The 24,902-nt window shown below is 70.0% G+C and carries 18 protein-coding genes; 10 read left to right on the top strand and 8 right to left on the bottom strand.

Annotated features, from left to right (window positions below; genetic code table 11):
* Positions 1 to 11 precede the first annotated feature (11 nt).
* Both QLQ12_RS28695 and QLQ12_RS28690 read right to left on the bottom strand, forming a co-directional pair.
* Positions 12 to 4,970 carry an alpha-(1->3)-arabinofuranosyltransferase domain-containing protein gene (locus tag QLQ12_RS28695; RefSeq protein ID WP_282763668.1) on the bottom strand — a complete coding sequence of 1,653 codons (4,959 nt, stop codon included), beginning with the start codon at positions 4,968 to 4,970 and terminating at the stop codon, positions 12 to 14.
* Positions 4,967 to 6,538, bottom strand: coding sequence for a substrate-binding domain-containing protein (locus tag QLQ12_RS28690; RefSeq protein ID WP_282763667.1), 1,572 nt, complete (start codon positions 6,536 to 6,538; stop codon positions 4,967 to 4,969). The genes QLQ12_RS28695 and QLQ12_RS28690 overlap by 4 nt, the downstream gene beginning before the upstream one ends.
* A gap of 263 nt (positions 6,539 to 6,801) precedes the next feature.
* Here QLQ12_RS28690 and QLQ12_RS28685 point away from each other — a divergent pair, with 263 nt between their 5' ends.
* A complete protein-coding gene (locus QLQ12_RS28685) occupies positions 6,802 to 7,983 on the top strand; it encodes a glycosyltransferase family 4 protein (protein WP_282763666.1) in 1,182 nt (393 codons plus the stop codon).
* Between the two features lie 120 nt (positions 7,984 to 8,103).
* Here QLQ12_RS28685 and QLQ12_RS28680 read toward each other — a convergent pair whose 3' ends face one another.
* The 3 genes from QLQ12_RS28680 to QLQ12_RS28670 are packed head-to-tail and all read right to left on the bottom strand — an operon-like array spanning position 8,104 to position 11,800.
* A complete protein-coding gene (locus tag QLQ12_RS28680; protein ID WP_282763664.1) occupies positions 8,104 to 8,268 on the bottom strand; it encodes a hypothetical protein in 165 nt (54 codons plus the stop codon).
* 17 nt (positions 8,269 to 8,285) lie between these two features.
* Entirely contained in the window at positions 8,286 to 9,932 is a 1,647-nt protein-coding gene (locus QLQ12_RS28675) for a hypothetical protein (protein ID WP_282763663.1), read from the bottom strand.
* A 38-nt stretch (positions 9,933 to 9,970) separates the two neighbouring features.
* On the bottom strand, positions 9,971 to 11,800 hold the full coding sequence (locus tag QLQ12_RS28670) for a hypothetical protein (RefSeq protein WP_282763662.1): 1,830 nt from the start codon (positions 11,798 to 11,800) through the stop codon (positions 9,971 to 9,973).
* A 262-nt stretch (positions 11,801 to 12,062) separates the two neighbouring features.
* Here QLQ12_RS28670 and QLQ12_RS28665 point away from each other — a divergent pair, with 262 nt between their 5' ends.
* The 6 genes from QLQ12_RS28665 (at position 12,063) to QLQ12_RS28640 (ending at position 19,123) form a co-directional block, all read left to right on the top strand.
* A complete protein-coding gene (locus QLQ12_RS28665; protein ID WP_282763661.1) occupies positions 12,063 to 13,268 on the top strand; it encodes a nucleotide sugar dehydrogenase in 1,206 nt (401 codons plus the stop codon).
* Between the two features lie 17 nt (positions 13,269 to 13,285).
* Positions 13,286 to 14,056 carry a glycosyltransferase family 2 protein gene (locus QLQ12_RS28660; protein WP_407651606.1) on the top strand — a complete coding sequence of 257 codons (771 nt, stop codon included), beginning with the start codon at positions 13,286 to 13,288 and terminating at the stop codon, positions 14,054 to 14,056.
* Positions 14,053 to 15,075 (top strand): NAD-dependent epimerase/dehydratase family protein, encoded by a 1,023-nt coding sequence (locus tag QLQ12_RS28655; RefSeq protein ID WP_282763659.1) that lies wholly within the window; start codon positions 14,053 to 14,055, stop codon positions 15,073 to 15,075. The genes QLQ12_RS28660 and QLQ12_RS28655 overlap by 4 nt, the downstream gene beginning before the upstream one ends.
* A complete protein-coding gene (locus tag QLQ12_RS28650; RefSeq protein WP_282763658.1) occupies positions 15,039 to 16,298 on the top strand; it encodes a lipopolysaccharide biosynthesis protein in 1,260 nt (419 codons plus the stop codon). Before QLQ12_RS28655 ends, QLQ12_RS28650 begins: the two co-directional genes overlap by 37 nt.
* A gap of 76 nt (positions 16,299 to 16,374) precedes the next feature.
* On the top strand, positions 16,375 to 17,892 hold the full coding sequence (locus tag QLQ12_RS28645) for a peroxidase family protein (RefSeq protein ID WP_282763657.1): 1,518 nt from the start codon (positions 16,375 to 16,377) through the stop codon (positions 17,890 to 17,892).
* Between the two features lie 61 nt (positions 17,893 to 17,953).
* Positions 17,954 to 19,123: an AI-2E family transporter gene (locus QLQ12_RS28640; protein ID WP_282763656.1), complete on the top strand. Its 1,170-nt coding sequence runs from the start codon at positions 17,954 to 17,956 to the stop codon at positions 19,121 to 19,123.
* Positions 19,124 to 19,712: 589 nt separating this feature from the next.
* Here the strand turns inward: QLQ12_RS28640 and QLQ12_RS28635 are convergent.
* Together QLQ12_RS28635 and QLQ12_RS28630 are read right to left on the bottom strand one after the other, a co-directional pair.
* On the bottom strand, positions 19,713 to 19,997 hold the full coding sequence (locus tag QLQ12_RS28635; protein WP_282763655.1) for a DUF7336 domain-containing protein: 285 nt from the start codon (positions 19,995 to 19,997) through the stop codon (positions 19,713 to 19,715).
* A gap of 100 nt (positions 19,998 to 20,097) precedes the next feature.
* The gene (locus QLQ12_RS28630; protein ID WP_282763654.1) at positions 20,098 to 20,763 is read right to left on the bottom strand and encodes an RICIN domain-containing protein; all 666 of its coding nucleotides are present in this window, start codon (positions 20,761 to 20,763) and stop codon (positions 20,098 to 20,100) included.
* Positions 20,764 to 21,393: 630 nt separating this feature from the next.
* Here QLQ12_RS28630 and QLQ12_RS28625 point away from each other — a divergent pair.
* The 3 genes from QLQ12_RS28625 to QLQ12_RS28615 all read left to right on the top strand — a co-directional run bounded on the left by QLQ12_RS28625 (position 21,394) and on the right by QLQ12_RS28615 (position 23,686).
* Positions 21,394 to 21,753, top strand: coding sequence for a hypothetical protein (locus tag QLQ12_RS28625; protein WP_282763653.1), 360 nt, complete (start codon positions 21,394 to 21,396; stop codon positions 21,751 to 21,753).
* On the top strand, positions 21,750 to 22,850 hold the full coding sequence (locus QLQ12_RS28620; protein ID WP_282763652.1) for a WXG100 family type VII secretion target: 1,101 nt from the start codon (positions 21,750 to 21,752) through the stop codon (positions 22,848 to 22,850). Before QLQ12_RS28625 ends, QLQ12_RS28620 begins: the two co-directional genes overlap by 4 nt.
* 329 nt (positions 22,851 to 23,179) lie before the next feature.
* Entirely contained in the window at positions 23,180 to 23,686 is a 507-nt protein-coding gene (locus tag QLQ12_RS28615) for a cell division protein FtsX (protein WP_282763651.1), read from the top strand.
* Between the two features lie 195 nt (positions 23,687 to 23,881).
* On the opposite strand, the gene QLQ12_RS28610 is transcribed toward QLQ12_RS28615, so the two are convergent.
* Positions 23,882 to 24,778, bottom strand: a complete 897-nt coding sequence (locus QLQ12_RS28610) for a M15 family metallopeptidase (RefSeq protein WP_282763650.1) — start codon at positions 24,776 to 24,778, stop codon at positions 23,882 to 23,884.
* Positions 24,779 to 24,902 lie beyond the last annotated feature (124 nt).

Below are 24,902 nucleotides of genomic sequence, written 5' to 3'. Positions count from 1 at the left end.
GCAGGAGGTTACTACTGAGTCACATCCGGAAGCGAGACCCTGGCCACATCTTCCTGAACGACTGTCGAAACTGACTCGCCCTCACGCCGGAGAACGACGGTGAAATTCCACGTCAGGAATTCCCGGAGCACCGGCACGGACGCCACCCACTGCGCCCACCAGGGGTGATACCGCGGAATCACATCGACCGTCGTGACATCACCGGCGCGGCGGGCGGCCCGGGCCCAGCGCATCATACGCGCCGCGCTGATCGGGAAGAGTGTCTCCATGTATCGGTTCTTCGGCTCGCGACCGAATTTCTGCAGGTAACGGCGCCTGGCCCGATCGCCGCCGAGCAGGTGCCAAGGTCCCGTCTCGTGTCCGCCGTGCGGCGAGTACCACGGGGTGAACGACACGAAGACGGTGCCGCCCGGGCGGGTGACTCGAACCATCTCGTCGAGCATCGCCTCCGGTTCGGAGACGTGTTCCAGGACGTTCGACGAGTAGCAGACGTCCACCGAGCCGGTGCGGATCGGCAGGGCGGTGCCGCTGCCGCGGACCATCCCGTTCACTTCGGCGCCGGCGGCGGCGAAGTCACCGACCGCCGGGTCCAGGCCGATGTACGCCGCCCCGGCCTCCCGGAACTCGCTGGCGAAATACCCCGGCCCGCCACCGACGTCCAGCACCCGGGCGCCGGCCAGATCGGCGTAGGCCGCCAGTTGGCGCACCGAGTCGGCGGCGAGCATCGAGTAGAACCGGTCCGGATCGGTCTGTTCGACAAGGAACGTGCGGAACAACCGCACCGACCGGCCGAAGGTGGCGCGGTGCTCGACGATCGGCTGGTCGTCCACTGAGTTCTCCTTCTCCGGGTGGCCTGCGGACGGGGCCGCGGCTGCCGCGACCGCGCACACCGCGGCCAGCATCGCCGACTGCACCGCGACGCCGTACGCCCAATCCTGACCGTGGCCCAGCAGCCGGCCGCCGACCGCGACCCCGACGGCCGTCGCGGCGCTCGCGAAAGCGAGCCCGGGCAGCCAGCGCGGCCGCACCTGCCGCACGATGAGTGCCAGCAGCAGCAGCGCCGCACCCGCCGGCCCACCGAGAACGACCACCAGAACGACCAGCGGCACGAGCATCCACCAGTCCCCGGCGGGGATCACGGTGTTCGCCCGGGCCGGCGGAGGGCCGGCCGGAACGGCACGCCGCCGCACGGGCAGCAGTGCCAGGACCACGACCAGCAGGATGCATCCAGCACCGGCCGCAAGGCCGGTACGGTACGGGTCGTCCGGGGTGAAGCGCAAGATCACCGAACCGCCCTCGCCGGCCGGGAGCACGAAGGCCTGCTGCCAGCCGTCGACGCGGACCGGGCGCAGCTCCTGCCCGTTCAGGGTGGCGGCCCAGCCGGCGTTGTGGTTCTCCGGCACCACCATCAGCGACGCCTCGCCGGAGGCGACCGTGACGGCCCGGTCGGTGGGCTCCCACTTGTCCACGGTGACGGTCCGGTGGGTGACGGCCGGCGCCTGTGCCGCGGCGCCGTCCGGGACGAGCGTGGCCGAGTCGATCACGAACGCCGCCGACGGGATGGTCCGCAGATGCTGGTCACCGGCCGGCAGTTGCACCGAGTCGACGGCGAAGTCGTCGCACACGGTGACCGCCAGCGCCCGGCCCGCCCGGACGTCGCCGAGGGTGCCGGCGACCGAGGTCGGGTAGCGGACGCCGGCGATCTCGACGCCGGGCCCGGCGCCACAGGCGGCCGCCAGGGGCGTGCTGTCACCGGCCGGGGTGAGCAGCCCGGCCAGGCCGGGCACCTCTATCTCGGCGATCCCGTGCGGCGCCTGCCAGCCCCGGCCGCGGGGGTCGGCGATCACCCGCTCGGAGTTGAGGACGGTGATGTCGAGCCGCTCGACGGAGGCGGCCGGGAACGTCGCCAGGCCGTCGGCGCCGATGTCGACGACCGTGTCACGGTCACCGGCCCGGATCGACACCTTGGTGGGCCGGCCCGCCGACGCCGCCTCCGGCGCGACCACCCGGACCCGGTCGATCCTGCGCTTCCCCGTCCAGGTCAGGGTGAGGGTGGCGGTGTCGTCGTTCGGTTCGGCCAGCCAGGCGGTGGCCGGGTTGCCGTCGGCCGCCGCATGTGCGCCGACCGTCACGTCACCGGCCAGCACCGACGACGCCGAGAAGGCGACCGGCAGCTGGAGCGGGACGCTCGCGCCGGGCCGGGTGTGGGCGGTCAGCCGCAGGTCGTAGGCGGCGTCCACCGGGGTGGTGAAGTACCGGTCCAGTCCGAGCGGCTCCTCACCCTGACGGGCCAGGAACTGGTCGCACCGGATCCCGGCGGAGGTCCCCGGGGACACCGGGAAGCAGGCGCCACGCTGCTGCGCGTCGCGTTCGAACGCGTACGCCGGCGGGGTGGTGGTCTTGATGTCGTCGGGGGCGCGCAGGCCCCGTTCGGCGTCGAGACCGGGGATGCCCAGCTCACGCAGAGCGACCGCGCCCTTGTAGCCGCCCTGCAGGGCGAGCACCGTCACGCGGACGGCGGTGGTGAGCCCGGGCAGGGTGGAGAGGGTGTGCGGGCCGGGGGTCTCCGGCACCGCGCGGTCCACGATGCCCTGGTCGGTGGTGAGCCGGACCACCGAGACCGGGGCGGCGACGCGCAGGTCGGAGGAGAAGTCCACGGTCACCGCGGTGACCCGCTTCGCGCTGCCCAGCTCCACATTGATCCACTGACCGGCGCCGGCCTGGAACGGGTCGGAACGCCAGGCCGTCGCCGGGTCGCCGTCCAGGGCCGCGAACGGCATGTTGGACGGGTCGGTCGCGCCGATCGAGTCGGCGTAGCTCGCGCTGCTGGACGCCTGGACCGCGCGGATGCCCTGGTACTCGGCGACCGTCTGGTGGCCCTTGCCCTCGAACGGCAGCAGGTCACTGCGGACCCGGCCCTGTCTGGTCTTCTCGGACCTGGTCAGGGTCTGGCTGACGTTGTCGCGGACCCGCCCGATGTTGAGTTCCCGGCGGCGCAGGCCGTCGGTGACGATCGGCCGCGCCTGCGACTCGCCGGCGGCCAGGCCGAGGGTGCCGTTCGTCTCGCCGGCCAGCACGGTCGGCTGTTCACCGTGGAGAAGACCCTGTTCCAGGACGCCCAGCAGGGATTCCGGTCCGCCGCCGACCACCGGCACGCCGGCGATCGCGGTGGCGGAGATCTGCGGGACGGTACGGGTGACCGCGAAGATCTCGATCGCCGGCACCGACACGGACGCGTCGACCGGGCTCGGGTCTGAGCCACCGGTGCCGACCATCGGGCCGAACGAGGCGGCCGGTTCCAGGCCGGGTGAGCCTGCGATCGCCTGGCGCACCACCGCGATCGGCGGGGCTCCCGAGGCGGACCGGTCCAGGTCGTGCCGGACCAGCAGATACTTGTAGCCGGAACGGGCCAGGAACTCGGCCAGGGCGGGTGAGCCGCGGCCCTGTTCCAGCACCGCCTCGACGGTGTCCATCACCCGGATGTTGCCCTCGGAGCCGAGCGGGATCTGGTTACGGGTGGACCAGGGCGCCCCGGCCAGCGGCTGCATCGGCTCGTCGACCGTCCGGCCCCAGGTGTGCTGGGCGAACCCGGAACCCGGGACGACGAGGGTGCGGGCCTGCGCGTCCTGGTCGGCGAGCCAGCCGGTCGCGTCGCGCCAGTACGACGGCATCTCGGCCCAGCCCGGCCCCGGGCGCAGCAGCGTCATCCCGGCGGGCGCCGCCGCGACGATCAGGAGGGCCGCGACCAGCGGGCTCGCCGGGATCCGCAGGCCCAGCCGCCGCCAGGTCAGCACGTGGCTCGCCGCGTAGGCGACGCCCAGCGCGACCGGCAGCCGCAGCACCGGCTCGAACTTGTGCACGTTGCGCAGCGGGGCGAGCGGCCCGTCCAGCAGTTCGCGCGCCAGCGGGGCGAAGGGGCTGTCCATGGTGCCGACGTAGCCCACGGTCAGCAGGGTGAGACCGGTCAGCGCGCCGATGATCAGGAAGCGCCGTTCGGGCAGCCCACGCATCGCCAGGCCGGCCAGGCCGACGGCGGCGACCAGCGCGGTCGCGGCCATCAGCGCCGGGTTGTCGACCAGCGTCCAGCCGGCGGGCCACCACGGGTCGCCCTGGACGATGTAGCCGACCCACTGGTTGGTGCCGCGGGTCGCCTGGAACAGCGAGGTCACCGCGGTGGTCGTGCCGGACGACTCGATGAAGTCCAGGAAGGGCAGGCTGTACTCGCCGAACAGCAGCAGCGGGACGATCCACCACAGCGTCGTCCCGAGGATGCAGACGCCCCACCAGAAGATCAGCGTGGCCAGGCGCCGGTCCCAGCGGCGGGTGATCAGCCACAGACCCGGCAGCACCAGGGCCATCACCACGGCGGCCGCGTTGATGCCGCCCATGAAGAGCGCGGCCAGGGCGGAGAGCGCGGCGGCGCGGCGGGGCGAGCCGATCCGGCCGGCCCGCACCAGGGGCAGCATCACCCACGGCAGGAACACCACCGGCAGCATCTCGGAGGAGAGCGGCCCGATTTCGGTGAGCATCCGGGGTGCCAGCGCGTAGGCGAGCGCGCCCACGATCCGGCCGGTGTCGTTGCCGATCCGCAGCGCGCGGGCCAGCAGCAGGGTGCCGTAGTAGGCGGCGCAGAGCAGCAGCGCGCACCAGATCCGCTGGGTGATCCACGGCGGCATGCCGAGGAGGTCGCCGGCGGCGAAGAACGGGCCCATCGGGAACAGGTAGCCGTACGCCTGCTGCTGGAGCTCGCCCGAGGTGGACCAGGGGTTCCACAGGTGCAGGGCCCGGGACATGAAGCCGATCGGGTCCTCGGCCATGTCGAGCTTGGTGTCGAAGGTGATGCGGCCCGGGCGCTGCACGAAGGCGAGCACGACGAGCAGCAGCGCGCCGCCCAGGGCGAGCAGGTGGCGGCGGTGACTGGTCGGTTCGGTGGTCACGGTGGGCGTCCGCTCCCGGAGGGTGACGGTCATCGGCGGCACTCCGGGGGCAGGCAGCTGAACTCGGCCAGCGCGGTGTAGAAGATCTGCCGGATTCCGGACGGCTTCTCGGTGAGAGCGACCCGGCCGCCGGTGGCCTTGGCGATCTGGTTCAGTTCGGCGGCGTCGATATCCGGGCCGACACCGATGAACAGGATCGGCACCGGACGTTTCCGGTCGGCGAGTTCGCCCAGTTTCCCCAGCAGTTCGGCACGGCTGATGCCGCTGGAGTTGTCGTCGGTGCCGTCGGTCAGGATCAGCACCATGTTGATCCGGCCGGCCGTCCAGTTGCGGGTGGCGTCGCGGTACGCGGCCAGCGCGGTGTCGTAGAGGCCGGTCTGGCCGTTGGGGTCGACCTTCATCCGGCCGACCTCCCGGATGATCTCGTCACGGCGTGGGCCGATCGGCCCGACCGGCACCACCTCCCGATAGTCCCGGGAGCCGTCCAGGTCGGTGGAGTACTCCCAGACGCCCAGCTCGGTGGTGGGCAGCAGCAGTTTCACGCCGTCCTGTGCGGCCTTGATGGTGGCCTCCATGCGGGACTCGGTCGCGCCGGGCACCACCGCGGCCATCGAGCCGGAGATGTCGAAGACGGCCAGCATCCGGGCGCTGATATGCACCCCGCCCCAGGCGTTGAGCAGGGCCTCGACGTCGGTCTCCGGCGGCAGCGCGGCGGGCGGGTAGTCGGTGGTGCGGACCTTGGTGGCGTTCGTGATGCCGGCCGGGGGGCCGCCGGCCGGGGTGCGCAGGCCGTGGCCGGTGATCGCCGAGACGCCGGTGCCGTCGAGGATCGCTCGCAGCAGCCCGGCGGCGTACTCGCGGGGCTCGTCCTCGGTGGTGAGCACGGCGTACGGGTAGTCGGGCCCGGGTACCGCCGTCTGCGGGTAGACCGCGACCTGCTTCTTCCCGCCGTCGGCGGCGAACAGGACCTGCTGCTCGGTGCTGATCACCGCGGTCTCGCCGCCGCCCGGCCCGACCGGGTCCGGGACGGCCTCACCGGCGGTCGAGAGGGTGTGCGGCGAGAGCCGCCGCATGATCCCCGCCGTGCCGGGGGCGTCGCCCTTGGCGATGTTCCGGATCCCGACCAGGGACCCGAAGCCGAGCGGGCTGGTCGCCGGGTCCGGCAGCGCGACCGGGACCGGTGGTTTCGCGGCGCCGACCAGGCGGGGCCAGCTGAGATCGGCGCTGGGCAGCCTGGTGGCGGTGCCCTCGTCGAGGGCGAGCACGACCGGGCTGGTGGCCACCGAGATGCCCTCCGTGGGCACCTGGAAGGCGCCGGCCGCGCGGGCCCGGCGCAGCCAGAGCGTCGACTCGGGCAGCCAGACGTCAGGGGCCAGGGCGGCCGTCTCGCCGGCGGCGGTGCTCGCGCTGGCGGATTTCTCTCCGGAACTGCTCGCCGACGCCGATGCGGAGGCGGTGACAGCGGCATCCGGGGCGGTACGCGCGACGGCGCGCAGCACGTCCGCCGATTCCCGTGCCTCGACCAACCAGGCGAGGCAGGCGTCGCCGGAAGTGAGGCGGGCGGCGATCTCGCGCACCGGCGGGGCGATGCTCGGCGCCACGGCGACTCTCAGCGTGGTCTTCTCGGAGCACCGCGGATCATTACGGGTTCGATCGACATAAGTGAATCCAGACCATCCGGCGAGAACCGCGATTAGCGCGATGCTCAGCAGCGTGACCGGCCAGAACTCCGGTCGCGATCGGAGGCTCCCATCGCTCACGCGGTTCCTCCCGTTGTTACGCGCCCGTTGCGGTTGTTCCCAGAGCTGACCTAGTGTGACGCGACCGCGAATCGTACTCGCAAGTAGGGGTGGCAGGGGAGACCATGACTGATGCCCGCAGCGGTCACGTCCTGTTCCTTAACTGGCGCGACACCAAGCACCCCGAAGGCGGGGGCTCAGAGCTCTACCTCGACCGGGTGGCCACCGAGCTGGTGCGCCGCGGTTACCGCGTGACCCTGCTCTGCCAGGCTTACGGCACCGCCCTGGCGGAGGAGAGCACCCCGGAGGGGATGCGGATCGTCCGCCGCGGCGGACGGCACACCGTCTACCTTCTGGCCGCCTTCACCTACCTGATCGGCCTGCTCGGCATCGGACCATTGTCCCGGCGCCGCCTCGGCCGACCGGATCTGATCATAGACGTGGGCAACGGCATGCCGTTCCTCAGTCGTCTCTACGCTCGCCGCCCGGTGATCGTCCTGGTCCACCACGTGCACCGGGAGCAGTGGCCGGTGGTGTTCGGCCCACGGCTGGCCCGGATCGGCTGGTGGATCGAGTCGGTCCTGGCGGTCCGCGTCTACCGGCGCTGTCAGTACGTCACGGTCTCCGAATCGACCCGTGAGGAACTCGTCGGCCTCGGTGTCGACCGGCACCGGATCTCCGTCGTGCACAACGGGACGCCCGAGGTGACGATGCCGCCGGCGCCGCGTACCCCGAACCCGAGCCTGATGGTGCTGGGCCGGCTCGTGCCGCACAAGCGGGTGGAGTTCGCCCTCCGGGCGACCGCGCTGCTCGCCCTGGAACTGCCCGAGGTCGAACTGGTGGTGGCCGGTCAGGGCTGGTGGGACGAGCCGCTGCGGCAGCTCACCGCCGACCTGGGGATCGAGGACCGGGTGCGGTTCACCGGCTTCGTCTCCGAGGAGGCCAAGCACGAGTTGCTCTGCTCGTCGTGGCTGCTCCTGATGCCCTCGCTCAAGGAGGGTTGGGGTCTCACCATCGTCGAGGCCGGGGTGCGGGGCACGCCCTCGGTCGCGTTCCGCTCCGCGGGCGGTGTCGCCGACGCGATGGCCGACGGCGAGACCGGCGTGCTTGTGGAGAACGAGTACGACTTCTTCCTGCAGGTGCGGGCGCTGCTGCTGGACGCGCAGCGGCGCACCGCGATGGGCCTGGCCGCGGCGGTGCACGCCAGCCGGTTCACCTGGGAGAAGGCCGGCGACGGGTTCTCCGACGTGGTCGCCCGGCAGCTCGGCGGCGGGCAGCAGGTCCCGGCCGACCAGCCGGTCCGCTGACTCAGTGGTTCACCCGCCGGGAACCCGGCCCACACGCCGGTAGAGGCTCAACCGCGGGGCGACCCGGCCCACACGCCAGAAAAGCCGGCCCTCCGAAGAAGGCCGGCTTTTTGGTCAACGTCAGCGAGCGCCGTACGCCGCCGCACCCTGCTGCGGATCGGTCTTGCTCACGCTGGCGACGTGGTCGGCGGACGGGTTCACGGCGCTGGCCGCCGCGAACACGCCGACGACCCCGAGGATGCCCCCGGCGAACGTCGCGATGATGAACGTGGCCAGTTTGGCCATGATCTTTCCTCCCCGGATTAGTGGGTGCGCGGACGGTACCACGATCTACTGCCCAGTAGCAGTAGCGCAATAACCGCTCCGGTCACGATCAGACCAGCCGAAACGTGGGCGGCAAGGGCGACGGTCCGGCGACCGGTTCCGGCCACTCTGACTTCCCCGGGCGCCGACGGGTTCTCCCACAGCTGAAGGTATGTCCCGTCGTGCGTCAGCCGCAGCCCCGCCAGCACCCGCGCGGCCGGTTCACCGCTCCCCCGGCGCACCAGCACCCAGCGGGTGCCGGCCGCGGCGGCCGGTTGCCCGGCGGCCAGCAGGGCGCCCACCGACGCGGCGCGAGGGCTCTCCCCGTCGACCGTCACCGCACCGACCCGCAACGCGTCGTTGATCAGCACCGGCGCGTTCAGGAAGCGGGGCGCCGGGTCACGCACCACCACGTCATCGGTCCAGCCGTACCGCTGGTAGCCCTCGAACGGCAGCGACAGCACCTCGCCCGGCCTCTCGGCCACCCGCTCGGCCACCACAGCCCAGTCCGCCGGGTAACGCACCGGCCGCAGCTGACCCGATACGCCGAAGGCCAGGTCCGGCAGCAGCACGACGGGCAACAGGGCGGCACCGGCGAGCACGACCCGCCCGGCGGCCGGGTCGACGGCGCGGTCCAGCCGGGCGGCGAGCAGCTCGGCGCCGAGGGCGAACCCGAGAGCGAGCACCAGGGCGTACGGGATCAGGAACTTCTGGCCGTCGCGCAGCAGCCCGGCGCCGGGCACGTGCACGACGGCCCACTCCAGCAGGACCGCGGCCGGCGCGACCACCCCGGCCACCGCCAGCAGGAAGCCGCCCGCCGCCAGGACGAACAGCCGGTCCGCGGCGCCCGCCCAGCGACGGCGCAGCTCCAGCAGGCCCGGCACGGCCGCCGCCAGCAGCAGCACGGTCACCACCGGGACCAGCACCGACTCGCGGCTGGCCGGCACGGTCTGGGCGTTCCAGATGCCGCCGGTCCCGGCCAGCGCCGTCCAGGAACCGGCCCAGTTCTCCGCCCGGGCCGCGAACTGGGCGACCCCCTCCGGGTCCGAGGCGCCCCCGGCGGGGCCGGTCAGCGCCGCCGCCAGCCAGGGCGCGTTCAGGGCGGTGACGGCGGCCAGGGCGGCCGCGGTGGCCCTCCGGCGCAACGGCAGCAGGACGGCGACGGTCGCCAGCGCGATCAGGCCGCCGGTCGGCGTCAGCGCGGCCGGCGCGGCCGCGATCACCAGGCGGGGCAGGGCGCCCCGCCGGCCGTCGCGCAGGTCACGGGCGGCGATCACGAGCCAGGGCAGGCAGGCGTACGCGAGAAGCAGCGCCCACTGCCCCAGCAGCAGCCGTTCGGCGAGGTAGGGGGTCCAGGCGTAGGCCAGGGCCGCGACCACCCGGGGCAGCAGGCGTGCCGTCGGCAACAGCCGCGCGGCGCCGAGGGCGGCCAGATAGACGATCGCCACCAGCGCGATCCGTTGCAGCAGCCAGCCCGGCATCACCAGGTTGGCCGCCGCCACCACCGCGTCCACCGGCACCGCCCGTGGCAGCGAGTCGGCCGGCGCCAGCATCTCCCAGTTCAGCGGCTGCCGCGGCACGAAGACCATGTCGTAGCGCAGGACGTATCCCGGCAGGACGAGCGGAGCGAGCACGACCGCGGTCACCAGCGCCGCGATCGTGTGGAGGACGGGCCCCGGGCGCACTACCCTTTGGGCGCCGGAACGACGGAGCCGACCATGATCTCGTCGGTGCAGATGCCCGCCCCTTCGGCGAGGAGGTCCACCTCGAGGGTGGCGCCGCCGCCCTGCGCCAGCAGGAAGACCTCGTTTAGGCCGCGGTGCACGTCGAAGGGAATGATCTCGCCCGCGCCGAGGCGCATCGTCGCCGCCGTGTCACGGTCGCTGAGGTAGGCGATCCGCACCACGTGCCAGTAGTCGATGAGGCTCGACTCCAGCGGGATCCTCACCGGCGGACCGGTGAGGCGGTACCCGCAGCCCTGCACCGGCCCGGGACGGGCGACGACGCCGTTCACCCAGGCCTGCCGCACGTGACCGGTCTTGTCGAACACCGACAGGTGGCGGGCCTGGGTCACGAAGACCGGGCCGTCGTCGAGGGGCGCGAAGAACTCCGACTGCAGGTTGTAGGGCGCCGACAGCCGCCCCACCACGTCCTCGGGGACGGGCTGGTCCATGAACACGGTGCCGGCCGGAGCCGCGGCCAGGTCGGCGCGCGCGGTGGCCAGGTAGTCGCGGCCCCGCTTGACCGCCCACTCGTCGCCGAACCGGATGCCCGTGAACGTCGCGCTGACGATCAGCACCACGATGGCCCCGGCCAGCGCCGGCAGGGCTTTGCGGTGGTGGATCAGGGCCGCGCGCGGGCGCTCGGGCGCCGCTTCGGCAGCGGTCGTGAGGCCGTCACGCCGCAGCCCGCACAACGCGGCCCCGGCGGCGATCGCGGCGACCACGACCACGTCGGAGATGTACCGGGGCACCGCGCCGGCGACGCCGCTGTAGACCGATCCGAGCCGGGTCGCGCCGAGGAGGCCGGCGACCAGGGTGATGTACAGCAACACCAGCAGCCAGGCCCGGAACGCCTCGGAGCCGCGCAGCCACACGGTGAACGCCATGAAGGCGGCCACGACGGCCAGGGCGCCCCAGCGGGCCACGATGGCGGGTGCGGTGATGGGGGCGCCGTCACCCGCGGGCATCCAGGTCCACGGCCCGCCCACCAGGCCCGGGAAGAGCGTGTTGCCGAACATCTGGGCGACGAAGGTGATCACCTCGTCGACCGAGGCCGGGCGGCGCAGTGAGGAGGTGGACCGCAGCAGGTAGAAGGTCAGGAACCCGACCGAGATCGCGGTGAGCACCGTCCAGGACTGCCACCAGTCCCGCACCGTCCGGAACACCGACCGGAACGGCCCACCCCGGGTGTAGAGGCACAGCGTCAGCAGGAACACCAGGGCGACCGCGAGGAGCGCCTTCTCGAAGAAGATCAGCCCGAGCCCGATCGAGAGGCCCAGCGTGAGCAGGTGCTTGCGCCGGCGGGTACGCATGTACCTCACCTGCGCACCCACCGCCAGCACCATCGCGAGCTGCATCGGCAGCATGTTGACGCCGACCGCCCACCAGGAGGTCGCCTCCAGCGTCAGCGGGCTGAACAAGAAGATCGACAGCGGCACCAGGATCGCCCACCCGGGCAGCAGCATCAGGCGGAGCAACCGGTAGAACGCGATGCTCACGGCCGCCTGCGCCACCACGAGCAGCGTCAGGTACGGCCCGTAGCCGAACCCGCCGAGGTGGTTCGTCAGCCAGGTGACGAGCTGACCGGCCGGCATCAGGTGATTGTTGAACAGGGTGAACAGGTAGTCCGGCGTCAGACCGTTTTTCTCCGCCATCGAGACGAGCGGGAAGTCGTCGTAGGTGAGGTATCCCCGGCGCGCGATCATCGCCCGCGCGGCCACGCTGGCCACGATGAGCACCGCGGCCACAGCGGTCACGGACAGGCCGACGCTGAGGACCGGGTTCCCGCCCACCGGCAGGGAGGATGAGCTGCGCTCGGATTGCGGAGCCAAGGACACGTTCAGCAGGTTGCCACAGCCTCGATCCTTTGGACAGGTCGGGTCCCTTTTCGATCATCCTTAGCGGGACACCTCAAGCGCGCCTCCCGCGAACCGAATTGCCGGGTCCAAGGTTCCTCTAGACCCGAGGTTTCCTCACCAGTAACCTGCACGAGCCGACATCAAGCCGATACAGAGCCGACACAGATCGGCGACACCCAGGCGATTGCGAGGCGAAATGACCGATTCCCAGGACGCTCCCGGCGTGGACGTCTGCGTGGTCGGCGGCTGTGGCCGAGTGGGCCTCCCGCTGGGCATCGCGCTCGCCTCCCGGGGCCTGTCCGTGCTGCTCTACGACATCGACGAGAAAGCGGTGGCGCGGGTCAACGCGGGCGACATGCCGTTCGACGAGAACGGCGCGGCCGGGCCGCTCGCCGAGGCGCTGGCCGCCGGCCGGCTGCGGGCCAGCACCGCGCCGGAGAGTGTGGGACGCGCGGAGGCCCTGGTCGTGGTGGTCGGCACCCCGGTCGACGAGCACCTCAACCCCGACCTGGGCGCGGTGCCGCGGGCGATCGAGCGCTGCGTCGAGTTCCTGCACGACGGCCAGCTGATCGTGCTGCGCAGCACCGTCTACCCGGGCGTGACCGCGCTGACCGAGAAGTTGCTGATCAAGCACGGCCTCAACGTGGACGTGGCGTTCTGCCCGGAGCGGATCGCCGAGGGCAAGGCGATGACCGAGCTCTTCACGCTGCCGCAGATCGTCTCCGCGCGTACGCCGCAGGCTCTTGACCGGGCCGAGAAGCTCTTCCGGCATCTCACCGACTCGATCGTGCTGCTGGAGCCGGAAGAGGCCGAGCTGGCGAAGCTGTACACCAACACCTGGCGCTACCTGAAGTTCGCCGCGGCCAACCAGTTCTGGATGATGGCCAACGACTTCGGCCTCGACTTCGCCCGGATCCGGCACGCGGTCTCGTTCGACTACCCGCGCGCGGCCGACCTGCCGATGCCGGGCTTCGCCGCCGGCCCGTGCCTGCTCAAGGACACGATGCAGCTGGCCGCCTTCAACCGGAACAACTTCGTGCTCGGCCACTCGGCGATGCTGATCAACGAGGGGCTGCCGCTCTACCTGGTGTCCCGGCTGGAGGACCGCTTCGACCTCGGCGAACTGACCGTCGGCATCCTGGGCATGGCGTTCAAGGGCGGCAGCGACGACTCGCGCGACAGCCTGGCTTACAAACTGCGCAAGATCTTGACGTTGAAGGCCAAAGAGACGCTCTGTACCGACCCATACGTTCGGGACGACCGTTTCCTACCACTCGACGATGTCCTCAAGCGGGCCGATCTACTCGTGATCGCTTCGCCGCACCCGGACTACGCCGATCTGGAGACCGACAAGCCGCTGATCGACATGTGGGGCCTGACCGGACAGGGGGTACGGGTGTGACACCACCACGGGTTTCAGTGATCATCCCGGTCTACAACGAGGGTCCCGAGGTGGTGCGCCACCTGCAGCGGATCCTGCGCGAGGTGCTGCTGCCGGCCGAGATCCTCGTGGTGCACGACATGCCCGAGGACACGACGGTGCCGTACGTGCACGAGTTGGCCCGCACCGACCCGCGCGTCCGGGCCGTGCTGAACACGTACGGCCGCGGCCCCGCCAACGCGATCCGGTTCGGCATCGACGCGGCACGCGCGCCGGTGGCGGTGGTGACGATGGCCGACGGCTGCGACGACCCCCAGCAGATCGACGAACTGGCCCGCCTCGTCGACCGGGGCGTGGTGGTCGCCTCGGCGTCCCGGTACATGCCCGGGGGGCAGCAGGTCGGCGGTCCCCGGTTCAAGCGGATCGCCTCCCGGTGGGCCGGGAAGACGCTGAAACTGTTCGCCCGGGTCGGCACCCGCGACGCCACGAACAGCTTCAAGGCGTACGACACCGATTTCGTCCGTGAGGTCGGCATCGAGTCGAACACCGGCTTCGAGATCGGCATCGAGCTGACCGCGAAAGCGACCCGCCTGCGGCGCCCGGTGGCCGAGATCCCGACGATCTGGCTCGACCGGCAACTCGGGGAGTCACACTTCGACGTGGGCCGTTTCATGCCGAGTTATCTGCGCTGGTACTTTTTCGCGTTCGGCCGGCGCATGTCGGACGAGCAGATGGCCGCCCGCTGGGCGGCGAAGAGGCCCGACCCCGCTCCGGCGGAGGCCCGTGACAAGGAGGACACGCCCGCATGAAGGTGCTGGTCACCGGCTCGGCCGGATTCATCGGCGGCTATCTGGTCGAGGAGTTGCTGGGCCGCGGGCACGAGGTCGTCGGCCTGGACAACTTCTCGAAGTACGGCCCGGTGTCGCACAGCTACGACACCCACCCGAACTACCGGTTCGTCGAGGGCGACGCCCGCGACGTCGCCCTGGTGACCGATCTGCTGGCCGGGTGCGACCACTTCGTCGCCGGCGCCGCGATGATCGGCGGGATCTCCTACTTCCACGCGTACGCCTACGACCTTCTCGCCACCAACGAGCGGATCATGGCGGCGTCGTGTGACGCGGCGATCGCGGCGCACCGCGACGGGACCCTCAAGAAGGTCACCTACGTGTCGTCGTCGATGGTCTTCGAGTCGACCGACCGCTGGCCGAGCAAGGAGGGCGACCAGAACGAGGTTCCGCCGCCCAAGTCGTCCTACGGTTTCCAGAAGCTCGCCGTCGAGTACTACGCCCGCGCCGCCTGGGACCAGTACAAGCTGCCCTACACGATCGTCCGGCCGTTCAACTGTGTCGGCATCGGCGAGGGCCGGGCGCTGGGCTCGGCCGAGGTGATGAGTGGCAACGTCAAGCTGGCGATGTCGCACGTCGTCCCGGACCTGGTGCAGAAGGTGCTCAAGGGTCAGGACCCGCTGCACATCCTCGGCGCCGGCGACCAGGTGCGGCACTACACCTACGGCGGCGACCTGGCGCGGGGCATCGCGACCGCGATCGAGCACGAGGCCGCGCTCAACGACGACTTCAACCTCTCGACCGCCGAGTCGACGACCGTGCTTCAGCTCGCCGAGGTGATCTGGCGCAAGATCAAGGGCCCGGACGTTCCTTTCCGGTACGTCAGCGACGACCCGTTCGCCCACGATGTCGCCATGCGCGTGCCGGATGTCTCGAAGTCGCGCGAGGTCCTCGGCTTCACCGCCGAGACCAGCCTCGACACGATGCTGGACGAGGTGATCCCGTGGATCAAGCAGGCGGTCGACGAGGGCCGGCTGTAACCACACCGGCCCCGTCGGGGCAGCGGATCGGCATCGGCGTCGCGGCGGTGACCGTCGCCAGCGCGATCACCAGCGCGCTCGGCTATCTCGTGCCGGTGCTGGGAGCCCGTACCCTCGCCCCCGCCGATCTGGGCGCGCTCGCGACCGTGCTGGCCATCGCCGGCATCGTGGCGGTACCCGGCATGGGTCTCCAGATCGCGGTGGCGGTGCACCGGGCGAAGCACCCCGGCACCTCCGCCCGGCGAGCCGGCTGGCTCGCCGGCGGCGCGTGCGCCGGGGTGGTCGCGTTGCTGGCCCCGGCCGCCGGGCCGCTGCTGGACGTGCCGGCCACGGTGATCCTGCTGCTGGCCGTCTACACCGGGGCCATCGTCACCTCCGGCCGCTGGGTCGGCGAGCTGCAGGGTGACGAGCGTTTCCTGCAACTCGCGGTGGGCATGGCGATCCAGGCCGCCGGCCGGTACGGGGGCCTGAGCGCCGGCCTGGTCCTCGGCGCCGGCCTGACCGGCTCGATGCTGATCGGTACCGTGACCGCGCTGCTGATCCCGCCCGCTCTGGGCCTGCTGACCCGGTCGGTCCCCGGCGCCCGCAACGGCCTCGACATCACCGCGCGGCAGGTCTTCACGGCCTGCTCGGCGACGCTGGCCATGCTGGTGGTCTCCTACGCCGACCTGCTGCTGGCCCGGGCCCTGCTGCCGGCCGCCGAGACCGGGGCGTACGCGGTGGGCACCGTCCTGACCAAGGGCGCGATCTGGGCGCCGCAGGTGGTCACCGTGCTGGCCCTGCCCCGCCTCGCGCAAGGCAGCCGCCGCGCCCTGATCCTGGCGATCGGCCTGGTCACCGCCTCGGGCGCGGGCCTGGTGGCGGCGTCCGCGATCGCCGGCGGGCTGGCGTTCCGGGTGGCCGGCGGACCGGACTACGTGGGCCTGGGCCGTTACGCGCCGGTCTTCGCGGCTACCGGCGCCATCTACGCCGTGGTGTACGTGCTGGTCAACGCCCAGGTCGCGGCCGGGGCGAAGTGGCCGTCCGCGCCGCTGTGGGCGGGCACCGGCGTGCTCCTGGTGGTCGCCGGCTGGCTGGCGCCGCACACCTTCCCGGCGATCATGTGGTGCGCCACCGGCACCGCGCTCCTGATCCTGGTGGCCACAGCGGTGCCTAACGTCGTTCGGCATCGCCGGATTCGGGGCACTCCCCCGTCCGACGCCAAGGTTGCCTTGTCGGATTAGGCCGACCAGACGGTATTAGTCCTTCCGTGTCATCTCATGTCGCATTAGCACCTGATGCCTGGCTACCTTCCTGTCCATGGCTGACACGAACATCGACCGGCGCACCCTCATCGCCGGAACCGCTGCCGTCGCGGCGACGGTGACCACCACCGGTGCCGCCGGTCTGACCACCCCCGCACACGCCGCCGCCCCGGACGCTCCCCGCGCGCCGGCCGACTGGAAGCACGCGGCGGCCGGCAACCGGGGCAGCGAGATCGCCGTCAAGGCCGGCCGTGACAAAGAGGGCCGCTTCGGGGTCATGTTCAAGAACGCGGACGCGTACCAGCCGCCGGAAGATCTGCTCCGTTCACTGGCCGCGCAGATGGGCGAGCCCTCCACGGCCAACCCGACCGACCTCGACAACGGCCGTGTCGCCGCCGGGTTCACCTTCCTCGGCCAGTTCATCGACCACGACATGACGCTCGACCGGACACCCCTCGACCAGGCGCAGGCCGACCCGAACGCCCTCACGAACTTCGACACCCCGCTGTTCGACCTGGGCTCCCTCTACGGACGCGGCCCGGCCCAGGACCCTGAGCTGTACGAGGCCGACCGCACCCGGATGAAGGTCGTCCGCAACGCGAACGGCGTCGACGACCTTCCGCGCCGCCCCGACGGCAGCGCCTTCATCGGTGACGCCCGCAACGACGAGAACCTGATCGTCGCCCAGCTCCACCTGGCCTTCGCCAAGTTCCACAACCGCACCCTGACGACCGGGCTGGCGAAGAACCTGGCCGAGGCTCAGCGGCTCACCCGCTGGCACTTCCAGTGGATCATCATCCACGACTTCCTCGACAAGATCGTCGGTCCCGAGGTGGTGGGCCGGTTCCTCGACGGCAAAGGCCGGGTCAAGCGGGAGTACTACAAGCCGAAGAACCCGCACCGCCCGATGATGCCGATCGAGTACTCGGTCGCCGCCTACCGCTTCGGGCACAGCATGATCCGGGCCGGCTACCTGATGAACACCCGCACCACGCCGTCGTTCGCCGCCATCTTCGGCCAGGAAGGCGCCGACCTGCGCGGCAACCGGCCACTGCCGGCCCGCCTCGAGATCGACTGGTGGCACTTCTTCGACGTTCCCGGCAAGCCGGCGGCTCCACGGAACGCCTCACGCCGGATGGACGGCAAGCTGTCGTTGCCGCTGTTCAACCTGCCCGGAACCGTGGTCAACGACAACACCCCGTCGCTCGCCGAACGCAACCTGCTCCGCGGCAGCCGGCTCGGCCTGCCCGCCGGCCAGGACGTCGCGGCCCGGATGGGCATCACCCCGCTGACCAACACCCAGCTCGGCCTCCCCGACCCCGCCAACCCGGGCTGGCAGGGCAAGGCGCCGCTCTGGTTCTACATCCTCAAGGAGGCCGAGCTCAGCCACGCCGGCGAACGGCTCGGCCCGGTCGGCGGCCGCATCGTCGCCGAAGTGATCCTCGGCATCCTCGACGCCGACAAGTCCGGTTACCTGAGGGTCAACCCGGGCTTCCGGCCGACCACGCCGATCGCCCCGGCCACCGGCCAGTTCCGCATCGGGGACCTCCTGAAGTTCGCGCTAGAGCTGTAGTTGGCCCAGGGGCCGCGCGCCTCAGTGCGCGGCCCCTGCCCGAAGTCCCTAGGGTGATCACATGGGCACCGGGCTGAATCCGAGAAAGACGCGAGGCGCGCTGCGCACATCGGCGAGCATCTCGCTGCAACTGCTGCTGGTCCTGCTGGCCACCTGGGTGGCGCTGCGGATACTGGGCGGCGCCTGGTCGGTGATCTGGCCGGTCGTCATCGCGCTGTTGCTGACCACACTGACCTGGCCGCCGGCCCGGTTCCTGCGCCGCCACAGCTGGCCACCGGCCCTCGCCGCCAGCGTGGTGACACTCCTGTTCCTGCTGGTCGCCGTCGGCACCGTCGTCGGCATCGTGGCGCCCGTCGGCGCCAAATCCGGCGAACTCGTCCAACAGATCGGCACCGGCATCGAGGAGCTGCGCTCCTGGGCCTCCGGGCCGCCCCTGAACATCAGCGACGCCCAGGTCAACACCTACCTCGACACCGGGGTCGACAAACTCCAGGCCAGCGTCGGCAGCATCGCCACGGCCACCCTCAGTGGAGTGAGCTCGGTGTTCAGCGGGGTGGTCAACACCATCCTCGCGCTGTTCCTGATGTTCTTCTTCCTCAAGGACGGGCCGCGCTTCCTGCCCTGGCTCAGCCGCCAGCTCCCCGGCCGTCTCTCCGACGACGTGCCCACGGTCGCCGGCCGTTGCTGGGACGCGCTCGGCGCGTTCGTCCGTTCCCAGGCCCTCGTCGGCCTCCTCGACGCGGTCCTGATCGGAGTCGGCCTCGCCATCCTTGGCGTCGACCTCGCCCTGCCCCTCGCCGTGCTCACGTTCGTGACCGCGTTCGTACCGATCGTCGGCGCCTTGTTCGCCGGTTTCGTCGCCGTCATCATCACCTTCGTCACCGACGGCTGGACCGACGCCCTGATCGTCCTCGCCATCATCATCGTGGTGCAGCAACTCGAGGGAAACGTCTTCCAGCCGATGGTGCAGAGCCGCGGCCTCGGCCTGCACGCCGGCGTGGTGCTGCTGGCGGTGACGCTCGGCAGCAGCCTCTACGGCATCGTGGGGGCGCTGCTCGCGGTGCCGGTGGCGGCGATGATCGCCGTCCTCTGGAACTACCTCCGCGAACAGCTCACCGAGACCCCACCCGCGCCCGCCGCCGCCCCGGACCCGGTCCTGCCCCCAGCGCCCGACCCCGCCTCCGCGGCCCCGTCATCACCGACGGACACGGGCCGGCCCGCCCAGGCCTGATCAGGAAGGCCCGTCTCCGACCGCTCCAGCTCCCGGCGGAGACGGGCCCCAGCACACGCGCCAGCGGCGGCCGACCACCCCAACCGTCCCCCCGCCACGGCAAACCCGCGCCGCGACACGCACCCGCTACGGCCCAACACCCCAGCCGTCGCCTAAGCGGCCCCAACCCGCGCCGCGACGTTTCTCGGCTACGGCACGGGAGGGGTGGCGGCGGTCGCGGCTGCAGGACGCCGTCAGAGGTCTATGGTTCTGAAGTGCATGTTCTTCGTCTGCGGACTTGGATCATGCTGGTCAGGACCCTTCTGCATGGCATGCGACCTGCCTTTTAGTACCTCAGTTCTACGTGACCTCCGTCAATGCCGGTGGCGTTTGACGGCTTGATCGGGGCAGCATCAGCGTTGCTGGGCAACGCATCCACGTCGGCATTGGCCATGCCGGCCAGACGGTCACTGTCGAGGAAGCCGACAGCACCTTTCGGGTCTACGACGCAGACCAGTTGCTCGCTGACGTCGTGCGCACCACGATCAACCCGGTCGGCCGCTTCAAAGCCCGCAAACCCGAGCCACCTCGACGAACGTGGGGGGTGCTGCTACTCGCTGGCCGCGACGGTGACGAACCCGTCGGTCCACCTGTCCGCATCAACCGTGTACTGATCGATGAGGAAGCAGTCCGGTTCATCCCGGAAGCCGGGCAGCAGCCGCGCCCGCGCGATCCGCTCCTCGGCCTTCCGCTCGGTCGAGTACGCGCCAAGAATCTTGAGATCGTCGCCCTCCTCTTCGTCCCAGTCGAGTTCTCCGCTCTCGTCGCGGTGTCGCGTGGGACTGCCATCGACAAAGGGCGCGTGCCGAACATGCCAGAGCAAGAAGATCTTCACGACGTGACATTACGGGCGAACCCACTCGCTCGCGGCCATGCAGACGCTGCTCAGCCCTCACAGGGTGCACGCCGCCAACCCCGACACCGACTCGTCGTCATCACGAACCACGTGTCAAGTCGCGATTGACGCTTCCCCGCACCGGTCCCAGCCGGTAGACGATCTCCCAGCCCTGGTTGGGCGAGCCATCGCAGAAGAACTGGGCGGCTTGCGCCCCGTTGTTGAGGCTTCCGCCGGAGATACCGAGGCACAGGCCGCTCTTGCGGTTGACCAGAGCGACGACGCCCGCCGGGTAGCCGGTCGAGCGCTTGAGCCAGTCCTGGTTCACCGCGCCGGTCGGCCAGGCCTGGATGGCCGCGGCGCCGTTCGCGTTGCTGCCGCCGTCGATGCCGAGGTTTTTCTCGGCCTGCACGTTCTCGAAGCTCTCGTAGTCACCGTCGCTGATCCGGCACCAGTACTGGTAGCCCGACAACGACTCGGGGCGCTCGGGGTACTGGACAATCTTGGCGCCGTTGTGGGTGACACTGTCGCGGGGCTGCAGGACCTTCCTCGACTTGTAGTTCCTAAGTATGTACCAGTCGGCGTCCTCGAAGCAGTACTCGGACAACGGAGCGCTCGCGTCTGACGAACGCGCGTCGACGATCCCCTGGCCGGTCGCCAGCAGCAGCCCTGCAATGATCGTCGCGGCGGCTCGTCGGGTTCTGGTTCGCAATGTTCTGACCATTTCGTTTCCGTTCTCGAAGTAGTGACCGTTCTGCGCGTCCATCCGGACGGCGCATGCTCTGCACTCTCTATTCCGGACAGACTGGCCTGGGTACCGGATACCGGGTACCGGGCCGCCGTCCGATCGCGGTCGAAGATTCGCCCGAGGCGATCGAACCGATGGCGATAGCACCCGATAAGCAGGCCGAGGCCAATGTTGCGGCACGCCTGCCGCTGGCGGGGGGGTGTAGCCGCCACACTTAAATGGGGCGACGAAGGCTAGGTACGGCACGAACATGGCCAGCGCGTCGAAATCGCAAGACGACGCTGGTCGGACATCCAAAAGAGAGCGGCCAGGACGGCCCGCATAAAGCCGATCGCACGCCCAGCGACCTTGGAAGAGCGACGGGCCATAGACTGACGCTAATGGCCGCCCTCCGGAAGCGGAACCTGGGCATTGAGTAGACAATCCGACAGGTTCCCACAACCTCACATCAAAGCGGGTGTCCTACGAGGTCCGACGCCCCTGCTGGTTGCCTGAGAGCCCGCCTAACCACAGATGAGAACGGCTGTCGCTTATCGGCATAACGCTTTGTCCGGCTTGCCGGTTCACCGCGGTCTGAGAGTTTGCAGGGCATGACAACCAGCGCCCTCGGGACAGCGATCAATTTCGTCGATCGCTACGGTCTGTGTCATGGCACAGAAGAGCGGTCGGAATCGACGTGGCACGCCTGAGGAACGCGAAGCAGTCGCGGCGAGGTATCAGGAGTCGGTGGAGAGGCTCCAGCGGACGGCGTACTGGAACCTGCGCTCCACGATCGCAAGCGTGTGTGTCTTCATCGGCATCTTCGCCGTGCTGTCCGTTTCGTGGGGGGAGAGCGACGGCGCGCGGCTTGTGCCAGCGTTGGCGTGCGCGGTGGGCGGTGTCTGCGGGGCGGGGGTCTACTTCAGCCGGCCTTACCCGAAGTTGGTGCTCGGGCTTCTTCTTGCGGCGGTCTCCTTTACCGGCCTGGGTCTCGCGGGACTGGCGGTCGTCGTCGGAAGTGGTTCGTGAGCAGCTTGGATGTGGAGCCACAAGCGCTGGTGTCGTACGCGGATCAGATAGGTCGGGCGCGTGACGACTCCCTGGCCATCAGCGAGTACATCACCAAGAACGCCATGGACGGCACCGGTGGCGAGCTGATCGGCGTCGCCAATGAGGGAAACCAGCACGCCGTCGCGCTGATCCAGGGCGCCTTCAACCGCGTGACGTGCATGCTCGACTACTCGGTACCGGAGCTTCGCTCGGCGGCGGAGTACTACCGGAGCACAGACCTTGCGGCGGCGACCAACCTCGACCGCGCGCTGCCAGCGAGCGGGGAATGGTGCCCGACGGCGATCGAGCACGAGATCGCCGTGTGCCCACCACTGCCCTTCAGCGATTCGCGGGCACCCGAACAGCTCCTCAAGAAGCCCGACCCGGAGCCCGACACCCCCGTCAACAAACTGGGATGGATGGATTACATCAGCCCGACCGCCTGGACGATGAAGGGCTTCGACATCATCCTCGGCATCGACCCGGTCGAAGAGGTGCAGAAGAAGATCTTCGGCGACTGGGAGGTCTTCGCCCAGATGCAGCCGGTCTTGACCAATGCGGCGGCCGCTGTGCATGATCTCGCCTTCAACGTCCAGTCGGGGGCCACCTCGCTACAGCAAGTCTGGCAAGGTAATGCCGGAGACGCTGCCTATCGATACTTCACCGACTTCGCCACCTCGATCGACCAGCTTCGCGCGCCACTGGCGGAGATGGGCGCTGCGTACCGGACTATGGCCGACGCCGTTTGGGCGGCCGGCGACGCTATCGGCGGTCTCATCAAAGGTATGTGCGATGCAGCCCTCATCGCTGGCATCGCAGCGGCGGCCGGCACCGCCACTGCCGCATCAGGCATAGGCGGGGCGGTGGGGTACGGCGTCACAGCCGCGGAAGCGGCCAACATCCTCGCTATGTGGGCGCAGGTCACGAAGTACCTCGCCTATGCGGATTCAGCGGTGAAGGGCTTTCGTGCAGTGCTAGACCGCACACTCAGCGACCTCGACACGGTCAAACTGCCCACCTTCGGCGGAAAAGCGGGCTACGACCACCCGCTGACCGGGATGGGTGCTCATGCCTGACGAGATTCTCGACATCGCGCATGGCAACGTCCGCCTGGCCGCCGAAATCCAGAAGATGCTCAGGTCTCTCCTCGACCACGAGAATGAACAGACCGGCCGCGACTATAAGGTGGCCGGCGGCCGACCGCTGCGGGGACCTGGGCGACGCGGCCGAGCTGCCCGCGTTCGGGGTGCAACGCGCGTTGCGGCCGTCGGTGCCTGGGCGGCGGCGCGCAGTGTGTCCGGGCCGCACTCACGATCAAGGGCGCTAACGCGTCGCATGCGACGGCCGCACGCGGCCGCCCTTGAGTCGTGAGCCTCTGCGGCCCTAGCGGTCAGGGTTAACGGGCATGCCAACCACCATCCCTGGTATCCTCCGCCGCGTGCGTCGATTTGCGATAATCATCGTTGCCCTGCTGCAAACAGTAAGTTTGGCGGCCTGCGGCCTCTTTCAGAATGATGAAGAAGAGCGCCTCGAAAGCATTCTGAAGGAAAGGGCCTATTTCACCGTCTTTATGCTCGATAATGCCTCGGATGAGCATAGGACAAACGTGCAAGCGAGGCTGCAGGCTATACCAGGGGTGAGCAGCGTCGTCTACGAGGACGGCGCGGCATTTCGTGACCGCTTTAGGCGGGAGGTGTCCGAACCCACAGCTTTTTCGGACATCGATCCTAATTTACTGCCAGCGGGATTCGTGGTGACGATGCTGGATCAAGCGGCGATCCGTCAGGTCAGGGACTCCGCCCTGGAAGACGACATTAAAGCCCTTCCCGGTGTGCGGAACGTGCTGATTCGGTGTACCACCGTCGAGGAGTGCAATAAACTTCAGCCTTCTCCAATGAGCGCACCAAGCTGATGTATCGAATGGCGGGGTTTACAGTATCGAACACTTCTATGCCACAGGAAGTATCCGGGTGACTAACTGAGTGACAGTCGCCGGTGACCGCACCGGACGCCTGTGGACGGTGGCGGACGCCTGGGTCCAGCTCAGGCTATGGATGTGCCAGGTAGAGCAAGATTGCATTGTGCCTGAGAGCATATGGCCAGGTCATCAGAGGTCTGTGGTGCTGAAGTGCATGTAGTCCTTCAAGGTCTTCCAGCGGCCGCCCCACGCGAAGCCCTCGTCGGTGAAGGCGAGCACCGCGCCGTCCTCGTGCATCATGCCCGGCCAGTAGCGGTCCCGGGCCAGCCATGTCGCGGCGTTCGGCGGGTCCAGGTAATCGCCGCGGATCATCGGGTTCTGGCGCGGGTTGATGTCGATCGCCCGGCCGTAGGAGTGCTGCGACCACTTCGTCGTCCCGGCGACGTACCGGCATTCGTAGCCCATCGTCAGCACCGTCTTGTCCGGGACGACCTCCGGCGACATCGCCATGATCGGGAACCGCCGGCGGTAGAGGGCCTCGAACCCGCGCTGTGTCTGCCCCACCAGCGTGTGATGCATGATCACGTTGCCGTCGTGGGCTCGGCCGTCGAAGCCCAGGTAGCGGACCCAGATCCGGCGCAGGTCGGTCGCCGGCACCGGGCACTGTTTGGCCGGGTCGCCGTTGGCCTCGGCGGCGGTGACCATCATGACCCTGGTCGCCCAGGCGGGCAGCGGTGCGTCGGGCGCGGTGAGCCGGAGCATCCCGTCGATCAGCAGTGGCTCCGTCGCCGCGAGCCCGTTCCACTTCCGCAGATCGGCGACGCGGACGTCATGCCGGCCGGCGATCCGGATCAACGTGTCCCCGGGCCGGATCACGTGCGCGGCCCGCTTGGCCACGGCGGCTCGTGTCCGTGCAGCACCCGGCATCACGCCAGCGCCCGGCACGGCCACGACGCGCTGGTCACCGGCGACGGCTCGACCGGCGACGGCGGGCTGGTCACCGGCGGCGGCTCGCCCCGCGACGGCGGGCTGGGCGGGGACCAGGCCGGACACGGCGCAGAGCAGCACCGGAAGGATTCTCTTCACGACTCCCCAGGGTGCTGGAGTGGCGCCTGATTCATCCGGTATTCAGGAAAAAGCCCGACTCACGAGGACCCTCGGCGGACCTACGCGGCACAGCGGTGCCACCCACCCGACGGCGAAGCCGTCC

Origin of the sequence: Actinoplanes sandaracinus (assembly GCF_030009775.1) — a bacterium.
In the GTDB taxonomy this organism is placed as follows: domain Bacteria; phylum Actinomycetota; class Actinomycetes; order Mycobacteriales; family Micromonosporaceae; genus Actinoplanes; species Actinoplanes sandaracinus.
The sequence above is the reverse complement of the archived record's forward strand: the minus strand, read 5'-3'. Positions and strand labels throughout refer to the sequence as shown.